Source organism: Amycolatopsis sp. NPDC043887, from assembly GCF_056435665.1.
This window is the reverse complement of the sequence record NZ_JBWKEB010000031.1, coordinates 43,705-56,234: the sequence shown is the minus strand read 5'-3', so window position 1 is coordinate 56,234 and position 12,530 is coordinate 43,705. Positions and strand designations below refer to the sequence as shown.

At 68.6% G+C, this 12,530-nt stretch carries 13 protein-coding genes and 1 pseudogene; 7 read left to right on the top strand and 7 right to left on the bottom strand.

The features are described 5' to 3' along the window. Window positions 1-535 precede the first annotated feature (535 nt). From AC069H_RS41935 to AC069H_RS41925, 3 genes are all read right to left on the bottom strand, one after another. A complete protein-coding gene (locus AC069H_RS41935; protein WP_478236044.1) occupies window positions 536-976 on the bottom strand; it encodes a hypothetical protein in 441 nt (146 codons plus the stop codon). Between the two features lie 445 nt (window positions 977-1,421). After that, the gene (locus AC069H_RS41930; RefSeq protein WP_478229070.1) at window positions 1,422-1,703 is read right to left on the bottom strand and encodes a hypothetical protein; all 282 of its coding nucleotides are present in this window, start codon (window positions 1,701-1,703) and stop codon (window positions 1,422-1,424) included. Between the two features lie 17 nt (window positions 1,704-1,720). Next, window positions 1,721-1,987, bottom strand: a complete 267-nt coding sequence (locus tag AC069H_RS41925; RefSeq protein WP_478229071.1) for a hypothetical protein — start codon at window positions 1,985-1,987, stop codon at window positions 1,721-1,723. A gap of 155 nt (window positions 1,988-2,142) precedes the next feature. Between AC069H_RS41925 and AC069H_RS41920 the strand changes: the two genes are divergently transcribed. From AC069H_RS41920 to AC069H_RS41910, 3 genes are read left to right on the top strand one after another with little or no spacing between them, the layout of a single operon-like run. Further along, window positions 2,143-2,565 carry an XRE family transcriptional regulator gene (locus tag AC069H_RS41920; RefSeq protein WP_478229072.1) on the top strand — a complete coding sequence of 141 codons (423 nt, stop codon included), beginning with the start codon at window positions 2,143-2,145 and terminating at the stop codon, window positions 2,563-2,565. A 2-nt stretch (window positions 2,566-2,567) separates the two neighbouring features. Beyond that, complete coding sequence (locus AC069H_RS41915; protein ID WP_478229073.1) at window positions 2,568-3,050, top strand: ImmA/IrrE family metallo-endopeptidase; 483 nt, start codon at window positions 2,568-2,570, stop codon at window positions 3,048-3,050. Next, the gene (locus AC069H_RS41910; RefSeq protein WP_478236043.1) at window positions 3,047-4,135 is read left to right on the top strand and encodes an MAB_1171c family putative transporter; all 1,089 of its coding nucleotides are present in this window, start codon (window positions 3,047-3,049) and stop codon (window positions 4,133-4,135) included. The genes AC069H_RS41915 and AC069H_RS41910 overlap by 4 nt, the downstream gene beginning before the upstream one ends. Window positions 4,136-4,138: 3 nt before the next feature. On the opposite strand, the gene AC069H_RS41905 is transcribed toward AC069H_RS41910, so the two are convergent. Next, the gene (locus tag AC069H_RS41905) at window positions 4,139-4,297 is read right to left on the bottom strand and encodes a hypothetical protein (RefSeq protein WP_478229075.1); all 159 of its coding nucleotides are present in this window, start codon (window positions 4,295-4,297) and stop codon (window positions 4,139-4,141) included. Window positions 4,298-4,306: 9 nt separating this feature from the next. On the opposite strand from AC069H_RS41905, the gene AC069H_RS41900 reads away from it, so the two are divergent. After that, window positions 4,307-5,800 (top strand): DUF2334 domain-containing protein, encoded by a 1,494-nt coding sequence (locus AC069H_RS41900; protein ID WP_478236042.1) that lies wholly within the window; start codon window positions 4,307-4,309, stop codon window positions 5,798-5,800. Between the two features lie 185 nt (window positions 5,801-5,985). Here AC069H_RS41900 and AC069H_RS41895 read toward each other — a convergent pair whose 3' ends face one another. Both AC069H_RS41895 and AC069H_RS41890 read right to left on the bottom strand, forming a co-directional pair. Further along, window positions 5,986-7,707, bottom strand: coding sequence for a tetratricopeptide repeat protein (locus AC069H_RS41895; protein WP_478236041.1), 1,722 nt, complete (start codon window positions 7,705-7,707; stop codon window positions 5,986-5,988). After that, the gene (locus tag AC069H_RS41890; RefSeq protein WP_478236040.1) at window positions 7,704-8,876 is read right to left on the bottom strand and encodes an ATP-binding protein; all 1,173 of its coding nucleotides are present in this window, start codon (window positions 8,874-8,876) and stop codon (window positions 7,704-7,706) included. The genes AC069H_RS41895 and AC069H_RS41890 overlap by 4 nt, the downstream gene beginning before the upstream one ends. 263 nt (window positions 8,877-9,139) lie before the next feature. On the opposite strand from AC069H_RS41890, the gene AC069H_RS41885 reads away from it, so the two are divergent. Beyond that, entirely contained in the window at window positions 9,140-10,204 is a 1,065-nt protein-coding gene (locus AC069H_RS41885; protein WP_478236039.1) for a DUF5925 domain-containing protein, read from the top strand. A 150-nt stretch (window positions 10,205-10,354) separates the two neighbouring features. Here the strand turns inward: AC069H_RS41885 and AC069H_RS41880 are convergent, their stop codons facing one another. Next, the gene (locus AC069H_RS41880; RefSeq protein WP_478229080.1) at window positions 10,355-10,486 is read right to left on the bottom strand and encodes a hypothetical protein; all 132 of its coding nucleotides are present in this window, start codon (window positions 10,484-10,486) and stop codon (window positions 10,355-10,357) included. Window positions 10,487-10,596: 110 nt separating this feature from the next. Here AC069H_RS41880 and AC069H_RS41875 point away from each other — a divergent pair, with 110 nt between their 5' ends. Together AC069H_RS41875 and AC069H_RS41870 are read left to right on the top strand one after the other, a co-directional pair. Continuing rightward, the gene (locus AC069H_RS41875; RefSeq protein WP_478236038.1) at window positions 10,597-11,718 is read left to right on the top strand and encodes a hypothetical protein; all 1,122 of its coding nucleotides are present in this window, start codon (window positions 10,597-10,599) and stop codon (window positions 11,716-11,718) included. A 262-nt stretch (window positions 11,719-11,980) separates the two neighbouring features. After that, window positions 11,981-12,530, top strand: a pseudogene (locus AC069H_RS41870) (hypothetical protein); the annotation flags it as partial.

The following is a 12,530-nucleotide window of genomic DNA, read 5'->3' as shown; positions in this document are numbered from 1 at the left end:
AAGGACCTTTTTTTCTCCCCCACTGGTGGTTGGGGCCCGGGGGGGGGGGGGGGGGGGGTTTGGGGGGGAAAACCCAAAACCCCCCCCCACGACCCCCTCATTGAACCGTGCAAATCACCCAAGTCGGACACTGTCACCGCGGAAAAAGTCCGTTATGAACAGTTGGAAAGGTGCCTGGTCGGCGAGTCCTGCTCCTGTCGCCAACTCCGGAACGCCACGTTTGCCTTACCCCTCTATGGTAGTAGTTCGCGGCCGAAGCCGTGCCTGAGCCGGTGATCGAGAGGCCTGCCGCCGGCAATACCGCGGCCGCCATCGTGACCAGCCTGCGCGGTAATGTTTTTCCGGTTCCGCCCATGATGTCCTCGCTTTCCGAGTGATCAAGGCCCTGTCGTCGGCAGGGCGCCCCTGACTGAACAGGCGTGCCACGGCTCGGACAATGGTTCGTTCAGGGCTTGCGCGAAGGCGGCGAAAGGGTTCCTCCACGGGCGGCGACCACCCTATGTCCTCTGTGGATAGACGTGGTCCGTCGCTCGCGTCACCGGCGGCCGGCGGCCAGGATGACGAGGAACTGGCCTCCACCCGGCTCGACGCCCGCGGTCACCGGCAATCCGGGTACCAGGCGGGAAAACCGGTCTTCGAGCCATTCCGCCGCCTCTTTGGCGTCTTGCTCGGTCGGGCAGCGGGCCACCAGCTCGCGGCCTCCCTTGCGCTCCAGCCGTCCGGCGACCGTGATCAGCGGCGCGGGTTCGGCCACGTGCAGACGGTCCGGCCAGGCGATGACCACCTTGACCGCGCCCTTGCGGGTGTTGCACCCGCGATGCGCGAGCCGCTCGGGGATCTTGGCCTTCCGGTCGGCGGTCCGGCAGTCGACACTGGGCCCGCGCGGGTCGTTCACCGACATGTCCGGGTCGACCGGCTCGTCGCACACCCAGCAGCGCCAGCCGTCGCGCTCGGCCACGTCATCGAGAAGACTCATCCGGTCAACCTAGCCTGCCGCTCCGCGCGTTCGTGCGACGAGTCGTGATCGCCCGGTGTCACGTAGCTTAAGTTGATCTTGGGTGGGGTTGACGGGTGGGGTGAAGGCTCCCTTCGCTGTGTCTGATGCGACGAAGGGGGCGCGGGTCGGGTTGGTCGTGAGTGGCGTTTCGGGTTCTAACCCGAAAAGCCACTCACGACCCCCATTCGGGCCTAAACCAGTCATTGAGTCAGCGAAAAGTGTCCTTTATGGACACTCAGGGGTGCGGTCGGCTCCTGTCGGCCAGGGCAACCGTGCGCGTGACCTGCGGCAATCCTCATCGCTTACGATCAAGACTCCCATCCAAGATCAACTTAAGCTACGTGGCATTGCGCGATCGCCCGGTGCGTCGCGAAAGCCACTTTCGCGACGTCAGGTGTCCCGAAAGTGGCTTTCGCGGCATCGCCTACTTCGTGCAGTGGATCCCGGCTTCACCCCGGTACATCACGAAGCTGATCTTCACCGAGTACAGGTGGATGGTCACGCACTGATCGGGCGTGTACCCGTAGGCGGAGGCCTGGTCGTAGGCCTGCTGCAACGCCGTCCGCTTCGCCGACGCCGCCGTCTTCTCCACGGTGGTCCCGAGGAACGCCCGGGTCTCTTGGGCGCTCGCCACCCCCGGTGCGAGCGTCATGAGTCCCGCGAGGACCACGGCGGCCCCTGTCGCGCGGGCGATCGTTCTGTTCATCGTTTCCCCTCCTGGTGTCAGCGCTGGCAGTAGAGCCAGACGGTGGCGCTGTAGTAGTGCGTCTGCGACCGGACGTCGGAGGCTCGGACGTAGCACTGCGAGTCCAGCCAGCCCGTATTGCGGGCGAAGGTGCGGGCGACCTTTTCCGCCGAGGTGATGGCGTCCGACGGACCCGGGCCGATGCCGCTGGCGTAGAAATCTCCGGTCTCCACGGCGAGAGCCGGGGTCGCCGACACGGTCATGGCGGCCACCGCCAGTGCCGCCGCGGTCAACAACTTCTTCATGGGAGCTCCCCCTCCAGGGTGTCAGCCAGAATCGACCGACTCCCTTCAGTCATTCATCTCAGCTAACGTGATGACCGTAAGGGGCCGCCGGATCGGCTGTCAACTCACATGAACGACAATCTCGCTGAGATTCATCTCAGCTTAAGGAGGTGAAGATGGCCGAACCACGGGCGACCACGCTCACCGACCGGATCGACCGCCTCTTCCAGGTGGTCCGGCGGCCCAACGGCGAGCAGTACAGCCACGAGGAAGTGGCGCGGGCCTGCCGGGAGAGCACCGGCGAGTCGTTTTCCGCCGCCTACCTCTGGCAACTGCGGACGGGCCGCCGGGACAACCCGACCAAACGGCATCTCGAAGCGCTCGCGGCGTTCTTCCAGGTGCCGCCCGCGTACTTCTTCGACGACGAACAGGGAAGGGCTCTTGCCGAAGAGGTCGAGTTGCTGGGAGCGTTGCGCAACACCGCGGTGCGCAACCTGGCGTTGCGCGCGGTGACGCTGTCCGAGGAGGGGCTCGGCACCGTGACCGACATCGTCGAGGCGATCAGGCGGCGCGAGTCCAAGCGTGACCAGGGGGAGTAGCCATGTTCGGCAGGAAGAGCGCGCTCTGGCGCAGATGTGAGCGGATCGCGTCCGCCGTGCGGCTACCGGAACCGTTCGACGTCACCACGTTGTTCGGCGAGGTCGCGGCGATGCGCGGGCGCCCCATCGAACTGGTGGCGCTCGAGGCGCGGCCTGGGGCGCCGTGCGGGGTGCTCGCGGCCACCGACCGGGCGGACTACGTGTTCTACACGCGGGACACGTCTCCGTTGCACCAGCGGCACATCCTGCTGCATGAACTCGGCCATCTGCTGTGCGGGCACGTCGAAGGCGAGGTGCGGCCGGAGGCGATCGCCGCGATGGTCGCGCCCTCGCTTTCGGCGGATCTGGTCCGCCGGGTCCTCGGCCGCACGACGTACGCGCAGGAGCAGGAGAAGGAAGCCGAACTCTTCGCGTCGTTGCTCATGCGCCGAGCCGTGAACGCCGGGCCGGAATCCGATCGGCTGCGCCACGCCCTCGGTTCGTGATCAGCTATCTGTCCGCCACGATGCTGGCGTTGATCGGCGTCACCCGGCTGATGACGGTGCGTGCCGGGCCGAGGCATCTGGCCACGTTCTTCCTCAGCATGGCGGCAGGCCTCGCCGTCTCCGCCGACGCCACGGTCCGGCTCCTCGGCGACGACCTGCTCCCGCGGCTGGTCACCAACGCGCTGCAACTGCTCGCGATGCGCGCGCTGGTCCAGGTGGTCCGCAGTACCCGGTCACCGGAAAAGCCGACGCCGTTCTGGCCCATCGTGCTGTGCTGGGCGTTGATGGTCCTGTGCTACCTGGACATCGTTCCGCATCGGCTCGAAGTGGGCACGCCCGCGTTCCAGTGGCGCTGGAGCGTCGTCGCGTACCAAGTGGTCCTCACGGCGTACGGGGTCACCTGCCTGGTGCTGTTCACGCGCACGCTGGCCCGCAGTGCCGCGGGCCGTCCACAAGGGACGTTCCGGACCGGCCTGCGGATCCTGGTCTGCGCCGCCGTCACGACCATCGCGTGGGTGCTGTTCTCCGGGCTTCCCTCGCTGTGGCTGGAGATCACCGACCTCGCGGACCTCGATTTCCTGCCACGCGCCCGCCTGGTCGGCCTCGGCGCGATGGTGCTGTGGGTCCTCGGCGGACTGTTCACCACCTGGGACGGCGCGCTCCGGCTGGCGCGCGCGTGGCGAGGGATCCGGGCGGTGACACCGCTGTGGAAGGAACTCGTCGCCGCACATCCGCAGATCGCGCTGCCCGTGCGCCACGACCTCGAATTCACGCTGTACCGCAGGGTGATCGAGATCCGTGACGGTCTACTCGCGTTGCGGGCACACGTTCCGCCGCAGCTCGGGGACTGGCTGCGCACCCCGGTCGACGAGCCCACGCGCGCCGCCGCCGAACTCGCGGCGGCGCTGGTGATGCGTGCGGCGGGGCGCAGCTGGCCGCACCCTCCGGCCGGGCCGGAGGGCGCGCATCCCGGCGTGCGGGAGGAAAGCGCCTGGCTGAGCGCCGTGTCGTCCGCCTTCACGAACTCCCGCGTCGTGCGGGAGGTACGGGAACGCGCGCTGGCCGAGGCCGGGCACCTTTCCTGACGGTCAAGGCCTGCCGAGTTCCAGTGTGGCGTTGTGCAGCGACGAGTACATCGGGTCGGAAGTGAAGTCCGGCCCGGTCTCCTCGCCGAGGTAGACGTCGATGTGCCGGTCGCCGCCGAGACCGGGCGTGAACTCGTCCATGATCCGCCAGGAGGCGACCACCGGACGCTGGTGGTCTACGACGCGGGTGAGCGGGACGCGCCGAATCCGCCCGCCGGCGCGGACGAGGCCGGAATGGCCGAGGCGCACGCGATGCAGACCGCGAACCTGGTCTCGCGGGCGGGCAGCTGGACGATGCGGGCCGCGGCCGATTACCGGGCCGGTGAGATCGGCGGATACCAGGCGCTGGTCTACGTCGGCGCGATCAGCGAGGCCGCACTCCCGGCCGCGTTTCTCGCGGACGTGGCGGCCGCGAAGGTGCCCGTCGTCTGGATGGGCGAGAACATCCACCGCCTGGCGGAACAAGACCCCGGTATCACCGCGCGGTGGGGATGGACGCCGGTTGGCCGCACCCCGACCTCGCCGACCGAGGTCCGCTACAAGAACGTGCCGCTCGAACGCAATCCCGAGGTCGGCTCAATTCCGTTGATACGGCGGGAAAACCCGGCGGTCAACGAAGTGCTCGCGGACGGGGTCGCCGTCGGGGAGCACACGCCGTGGGCGGTGCGCTCCGGGACCTTCACCTACCTCGCGGAGGCGCCGTTCTCCTACGTCAACGAGGGGGACCGGTACCTCGCCGCCGCCGACATCCTGCTCGGCACGCTCGCCCCGAAGACCGCGGAACGGCACCGCGCGCTCGTGCGGATCGAAGACATCGGGCCGCGTACCGATCCCGGCCAGATCCGCCGGATCGCCGATCTGCTCGGCGGGCAAGGGATCCCGTTCTCGCTGGCGGTCTATCCGTACTACGCGGACCCGCACGGCGTTGCCAACGGCGGCAGGCCGACCTTCGCCCGGCTCGTCGACAGCCCGGCCTTGGTCGACGCGCTGCACCACGCCATCCGGCGCGGCGCGACGATGATCATGCACGGCTACAGTCACCAATTCGAGGAGATGGCGAACCCTTACGGCGGGGCGAGCTCCGCAGACTACGAGTTCTACACGGCGATCGTGGACAAGAACAACCACGTCGTGGAGACCGGCCCGGTCCCCGGTGATTCCGCGGAATGGTTCCGCGGGCGGATCGCCACCGGGCTCGGCGAGTTCCGCCGGGTCGGGCTGCCGGAGCCGGAAGTGTTCGAGTTCCCGCATTACGGCGGTTCCGCGGTGGACTACAAAGAGGTCAGTTCGCATTTCGCGGCGCGCTACGACCAGGGCAGCTATTTCGCGGGATACTGCCCCCGCGGCGCCTGCGGCTCCACCGCGACCGTGTCCTATCAGACCAAATACGGTCAGTACTTTCCCTACCCGGTAAGGGATGTCTATGGCGCGGTGGTGATCCCGGAGAATCTTGACCATATCGCGCCGGAGCCGTTCAACCAGCACCCGGCCCGGCTGCCCGCGGATCTGCTCGCCGACGGCGCGAAGTCCAAAGTGGTCCGTGACAACGTGGCGAGCTTCTTCTTCCACCCGTTCCTGCCGCTGGAGCACCTGAGCACGGTCGTCCTCGGCCTGCGGGCGCAGGGATACGAGTTCACCACCGCCAGCGAGGTCGCCAGGGGCTGACCTCGGCGGCAAACGTATCGGTTGCGATGGCCGTTCGCGACACATGCCCGGCCCGTGGGGCTCACCGCCACCTGGGCCGGGCACTCGTCCTGCCTCCGCTGACGTTGCGAAAGCCACTCGGGGTGACCCCGCGCTTCGGTCCCGGCCGTCGCCGTCGTGCGTGCGTGGTTTTCGCTCACCGCCGCTCAGATATCGGTGGTGGACACCAAGATCTGGGCGAGTCTCCCTTCCCCCCACACCAAGCCGAGCTGATGCCCGGCGAAGTCGTAGTTGACCCAGGTCTCGCCGGTGGCGCGGTTCTGCCAGCTGTCGTGCGCAACGGCCCCGTGCGCCAGCACGAAGGCGTCGACCGACCCACGATGCCCGCCGAGGTCGAGCCCGGAGATCACGCGGTCCGCGTTCGGGCAGCGCGCGACATCGACACTGACCCTCTTCACCAGCCCGTCGAGCACCGTGATGTCGACGCCGTCGACACTCGGTTCCTTGCGGCCCACCAAAAACCGCCGGACGGCCGAGTCCGGGAAGAGCCCGCGCAGGTCCGCGTACGCCGCGGAGTCCTCGGGCGCACCCAGCGCCGCGCATATCGTCACGATGACGCCGGTCAGCGGCGTCCCGGGGGCAGGGGGCGGATCGGCCGCGGGCTTCTCGGTCTTCCTGGGTGCCGGCCGCGGGTCCCGGCCGCCGAAGCCTGCCACGCGGTCCCAGATCCAGTCGGCCATCGAGTCGGCGACGGGCTCGTCGGGCTGTCCTGGCCGGCGCCGGACCAGCGCCCCGAACGCGACGACGACCAGGTACGCCCCGGCGTCGTCGGTCATCACCTGTTCCCAGAGTTCGTTCTCGGGCCAGTCGGGGTGCGCCGCCCGGTCGGCCTCGATCTCGGCGTCCATGGCGACGATCTCGGCCGCGGACATCAGGCGGAACGGCTCTGCCTGCCCCCAGGCGGCACCCGAGCCGGGCTGCTGGCCGTCGTGCCAGGCCACAAGCAGCTTCGCGACCATCGAGCCGACCTTCTTGTCCGCCAGATCGGCGGCCGTGGCGCCCGGCCGAAGGGTGGCACGCAGGTCGGCGGGCAGCACGGCGTCCAGCGCCGCCAGCGCGGAAGGCAGGTCGGTGCCGAGCCGCTGGTCGCGGATCTGCTGCCAAGCCATCTCGAGCGCGCCAGTGCCCTGGAGGTCCGACAGGGTGATGTCGTCGCCGCTCGCTTTCTCGAGGATCCGCAGCATCGCCCGAGCGGCACCCACCAGGCTCTGCAGCAGGTCGTCGGTCGGATCCTCACGCAGCAGCCGAAGACCGAGTTGTTCGGCGTCATCGAACCGGTACTGCGCCAGGTAGGCGTAGCCGAGCAGCATGGCGACCCAGGAGTCCGCCGCGTTGGCCCGGATGGCCTCCTCGGCCGCGGGAGCGAACCGTTCGGGGGGTGCGAAGCTCTCCAGCAGGTACTCCGCGCGTTTCGCCAGCGCCTTGGGGAGGTCATCCGGCGCCGTCCGCGCGCACAGTGCCACCGCCTCGTCGAGTTGCCGCCACCCTTCCTCGTGCGCCCCGGAGAGTGCCTGGGCGGAGCCCAGCTTCATCCAGTCGTCCCAGTCCTCGTGGCTCTCGCCCAGCACGGTGCGCGCCCATCGCAGCGCCTCGTCATGGTTGTGCTCCGCCGATTCCAGATGCCGAAGCGCACGAGCCGCCATCGTGAACCAAGTGTCGCGCCGGCCGGCCACCCGGAGGAACAGCCGCCGCGCCTCGTCGACTTCGCCGCACACCTGGCGGTGATCGCCGAGCAGCATCAACGCGCTGCTCCGCTCCGGCTGGGCCGCGAGCACCCGCAGCGCCAGCTCGGCGATCCGGGGATGCGTCGGCTGTGCCCCGATGAGTTCCCAGGCCAGGTCGAGGTCGCGCTCCACGTCGTCGCTCATCGCATGCCTCGCTTCACCCGGTATGCCCGCAGTTGGTCGAAGGTCCCGTCGTCGACGCCGTACTCCAGTACCGGCGCGACCTGGTCGAACCAGGACGTCGTCGACGGGGTGATGCCGCCGACCGCGGCCAGCAGCGCGTCGGTGGTGACGGGCACCAGCTCACCCCTGCTCATCGACTCGACCATCGCCTTTTGCAGCACGGTGGTCGTCAGGTGGCTGAGGTCGGCACCGGAGAACCCTTCGGTCGCCGCCGCGACGGCCACGACGTCGACATCGTCGGCGGGTTTGCCCGCCAGCGCGCCCTGGACGATCGCCGCCCTGGCGACCGCGTCCGGTGGCAGCACCAGCACCGTCTTGTCGATCCGGCCCGGACGGCGCAGGGCGGAGTCGATGTCCCACGGCCGGTTCGTCGCGGCAAGGAAGTAGACCCCGTCGTTCTTGCCCGCCATGCCGTCTAGCTCTTCGAGCAGCTGAGTGACGAGCATCCGCATCGCGTGCGATCCGCCGCCACCGGAGGTACGCCGTCCACCGAGCGCGTCGAACTCGTCGAAGAAGATCACGCACGGCGTCGCCGCGCGGGCGTGGCGGAACACGCTCTGGATCGCCTTCTCGCTCTCCCCGATCCACTTGCTGAGCAGGTCCGCGAGGGTCACGTGGAGGAAGGAGGCGCCGAGATCGCCGGCGATCGCCCTGGCGATGAAGGTCTTGCCGCACCCGGGCGGGCCGTACATCAGCAGCGACCCGCCGGGCGTCTGCCCGAACGCCGCCGCCAGCTCGGGATTGCGCAGCGGAGCGAGGAACGCGGTGTCCAGGTGCTGCTTGACCTCGGCGAGACCCGCGACGTCGGCCAGCGTCACCGCCGGGCGCTCGGCGTCCCACAGCGACGCAGACACGGCGGCGCCGCTTTCCTGACGGTCTTCGTCGGCCGGGGCCGGAACCGGGTTCGAGGTGCGCAACCGCGCCGCCATCAGCCGGGCGCGCAGCAGCCGGACCCGCGCCGGATCACCGCCGTGGGCCTCGAACGCCGCCAGCTCGGTGGCGGCGCGGGCCGGCTCCCGCTCCAGCAGAAGCGTCACGAAGTCTTCGCGCAGCGCCAGATTGCCCGGGTCGGCCTCCACCTCGCGCGCGATCACCTCGACGAAGCCGTCGTCCGGATCTGCGTCGTTCACCGCGCGGCTCCTTCGCTCCTCGCCTCGCCGAGGCGGTCGAGTACGGCGACCAGCTCGGGGCTGTTGTCTCTGGTCATTCGGTTCTCTCTCGTCTGAGCCGCGTTCGTGTCGGTTTCGCGACCAGGAAAGCATCTCTTCGATCATCGGGGTGCCGGGGGTGGGGGCGTCGGCGCGTTTCGACACGCCCGATCATGATCCCTGTCAGGGGTGAATAGGGGACGGTCCCTGATGTGCGCCGGCCTCGCCGGATGGATCGTGGCGTGGTGACAGCATGGACAACCGGGTCATCCCGGCCCGCGACCACCGAAACTCTCGATCGAGCGATGTTCTTCGGCGGCAACGCGCCGATGGAAGGCGTGCTGAATTCGCTGGCGATGGAGCCTTTCATCACCGGGCCGCAGCCGCACTCGAGGGCCGCCGACATCACCGAGGTCTCGCCGGACGCGACATTGCTGCCGCCGGGGGTCAGCGCGGACCTGACGTATGAGCTCGACGGGCGGCATTCGCACCTCGCCTTCGGACCGGAATGGACACTCGTCGCGTTGCGGCGACGCGCCGGTGCCGCGACCGTATGCGTGTCCGCCACATCCGGCGCCCTGGCGGACGAGGTGCTCGCGGCCGCGGTCCGAACGGCACGGACGGGGACGCCGGGGGAGTCGGCCGTACCCGTCGGTTTCTGGCACGTGCAAGGGTGTGGTGGCGCCGGGGTGCGTGCGCCCAGGACCATGGACTTGCCGCCGTGGCAGGAGATCCGCGGCAACTACCCGCGGTCGGCGGTGACCGCGCTCGACACGCTCATGACGGTGCGGCCGCAGGACATCACCGGCAGGCTGGTGCTCCTCCATGGCCCCGCGGGCACCGGCAAGACGACCGCCGTGCGCGCACTCGCGCACGAATGGCGGGACTGGTGCCAGGTCGACAACGTCCTCGATCCCGAGGTCCTGTTCGCCGATCCGGGCTATCTGACGTCGGTGGTGCTCGGTGAGGAGCGAGCGGACAAGCGGAAATGGCGGCTGCTCATCCTCGAGGACTGCGACGAACTGGTCGGCGCCGACGCGAAACGCGACTCCGGACAGGCCCTGTCCCGGCTGCTCAATCTGACGGATGGCCTGCTCGGTCAAGGCCTGGACATCCTCGTCTGCCTGACCACCAACGAGAACGTCGCGCGGTTGCACCCAGCGGTGGTCCGGCCGGGCCGTTGCCTCGCCGAGATCGAGATCCCTCGGCTGCCCCAAGAGGAGGCGGCCACCTGGCTGGGCACAGGCGCGGAGATCGGCGCGGAGGGCGCCACCCTGGCCGAGCTGTATCGCCTGCGAACCGCGACCTAGTCGCGTCGGATGACCTGGCCGGCTTCGCCGTTCGCCGGATCCGCGGGGACCGGACTGTTAGGGTCCGGCCATGCGGGTGTGGTGGTGTGGCCTGGTCATAGGCGCGGTCGCGCTGCTCGGCGCGTGTGCCGGGGGCGGGGCGGGCCGGGGTCAGGTGGTGCCTTCGACCACGGCGACGATCCCGACGACAGGCGTCGTGGAGACGACGACGCGGCCGCCGGCGACCACCACGACCCGGAGTACGACGACGGACACGACCCGCACGACGACGACCCATCGCACCACGACTCAGCGTAAGACGACGACCGCGAAGCGCCCGACGACCCCGCGCCGCACTCCACCCCGGACACGTTGACGGCTCACATGGCTGGTGCCAATGGGATCCTGGGCGGGTGATGGAGAGCGCGCGGCGTGAGCTGGAGCGGATGCGGGGATCGTCCGGTGCGTGGCGGGAGTTGCGTTATGAGCGTGCGACGGATGCCGATGGCGAAGCCCGCGACGGGAACGCGGTGCGGCGGGCAAAGGTGTTGTGGGCGCTGCAATACGACCGCCGTCCCGAAGACCTCCCGCTGGTGCGGTGGTTGGCCGGGCAGGAGGCGTCGTGCCGTCACGAGGCGCCGTTCCAGGGACTGAGCGAGGAGACCGAGCTCGCCGGTTTCCTGCTCGCCGAATACCGGCAGGTGGAGGACGTGTGGCTGCATTGGGAAATCAAGGTGGCGAATTTCGACACCTGGTGTGGTTACGACCTTGAACACCTGTTCGCCGCTGGAGTAGGGGCCACCACCGCCTTTGTCCGCGGTAGCGGCCATGCCGACCGTGACGCCGTGCTCGAGCGGCTGCTCGACGAGGCGGGCAGACCCTGCGTATCCGAGGAGGGCCTGGCGAAGTGGTCGCAGCGCAAGCGCTCTCACTTCCCCGCGGATCCAGCCGCGGAGGACCCGGTCACCTGGGTCGAGCGCGCTCACCTGACCGGCGACCGTGAACTGACCCGCCGGGAGCTCGACCGGTGGGCGGCCGGTCGCGATCGGGACAAGGAAACACTGGGACGGCTCCGTTACTACCTGGCCGGCTTGGGGGCGTTCGCCGAGGCGGCTCGAGCGCAGCGCGAGAGCCTGGCGTTCGCCGGCGACGACCGGGATTCGGCGTCGGCCTGGCAGACCCTTGCCGGGCTGGAACGCCAGGCCGGCGACCACCCCGCCGCCTGGGAAGCGCTGCGCGAGTGCCGCCGAGCCCTGGAAGGCGTGTCCGGATGGTCGGAGGTGGGGCTGGGCCGGATGTACGTGGAGGAACTGTTCCTGCTGGCCGGCTCCGCGGAGGGCGAGTTCGCCGAGGCTGTGTTCGCCGAGGCGGACCGTCAGGCTCGCGACATGCCCGGCCTTCCCCTGCTGGTGTTGCAAAGCGCCGCCGAAGCGGCCGACAAAGTCGGCGACCGGACCAAAGCCGGGTACTACCGGAAGCTCCGCGATGCCGAGCGACAGCGCATCGACACCGCGATGGGCCGAGCCCACCATTGAGGCCGCCCGGGCTTGAGCCGGATCTTGTCGACGGAAGCCGATGTAGTAGTGGCCCCTTTGCTGGCCACTTGTGCGACCGTGAAAGTGGGAACAGTCTGGTATTGGAAGTCGATTTTCGTGCAATGAGGTGGTGGCGATGGTCGCTGTGTGTCGTCTATTGCACTGGCCCAGCTAGTGAATGAATCTGACTGCGCTACATTTCGACAGGTCGACGCCATCGGTGGAGTGCAGTTGATCGCCTTTGCTGCGATAAGGAGAATCTGTGCGTTTCAGGAAGAGTCTGTCGATAGTCATTGCAACGCTTGCCTCGACGCTATCAGGTTTGAGCCTTTCGTCTCATTCGGCCCATGCTGATTCGCCTTCTATTGTTGAGGTCGGAACACGCGCTGTGCAGAACGACTACGTCGTATGGAGGCCTGGCAACGGGGTTTGGTATGTGAGCAACTCTGCGACAGGATCGGTCACCACGAGGCAGTGGGGTATCTCCGGAGACATCCCGGTCGGGGGCGACTACACGGGGGACGGCCGAAGCGACTTCGTGGTTTGGCGGCCAAGCAATGGCGTTTGGCACGTCAATGATCGGATCACCGGAGCGGTCGTCATCAGGCAGTGGGGTACCGCGGGGGACGTCCCGGTTGGCGGTGACTACACCGGCGACAGCGCCTTCGACTTCGTGGTTTGGCGGCCGAGCAATGGATTCTGGTACGTCAATAACCGGATCAGTGGAGGGGTGACGACCCAGCAGTGGGGCACGGCAGGCGATGTCCCGGTGAGTGCCGATTTCACCGGGGATGGTCGTAATGATTTCGTGG

Coding starts and splice junctions, on each gene's coding strand:
- AC069H_RS41935 (WP_478236044.1), bottom strand. CDS start 976: ATGAGTCTTCTCGATGACGTGGCCGAGCGCGACGGCTGGCGCTGCTGG.
- AC069H_RS41930 (WP_478229070.1), bottom strand. CDS start 1,703: ATGAACAGAACGATCGCCCGCGCGACAGGGGCCGCCGTGGTCCTCGCG.
- AC069H_RS41925 (WP_478229071.1), bottom strand. CDS start 1,987: ATGAAGAAGTTGTTGACCGCGGCGGCACTGGCGGTGGCCGCCATGACC.
- AC069H_RS41920 (WP_478229072.1), top strand. CDS start 2,143: ATGGCCGAACCACGGGCGACCACGCTCACCGACCGGATCGACCGCCTC.
- AC069H_RS41915 (WP_478229073.1), top strand. CDS start 2,568: ATGTTCGGCAGGAAGAGCGCGCTCTGGCGCAGATGTGAGCGGATCGCG.
- AC069H_RS41895 (WP_478236041.1), bottom strand. CDS start 7,707: ATGAGCGACGACGTGGAGCGCGACCTCGACCTGGCCTGGGAACTCATC.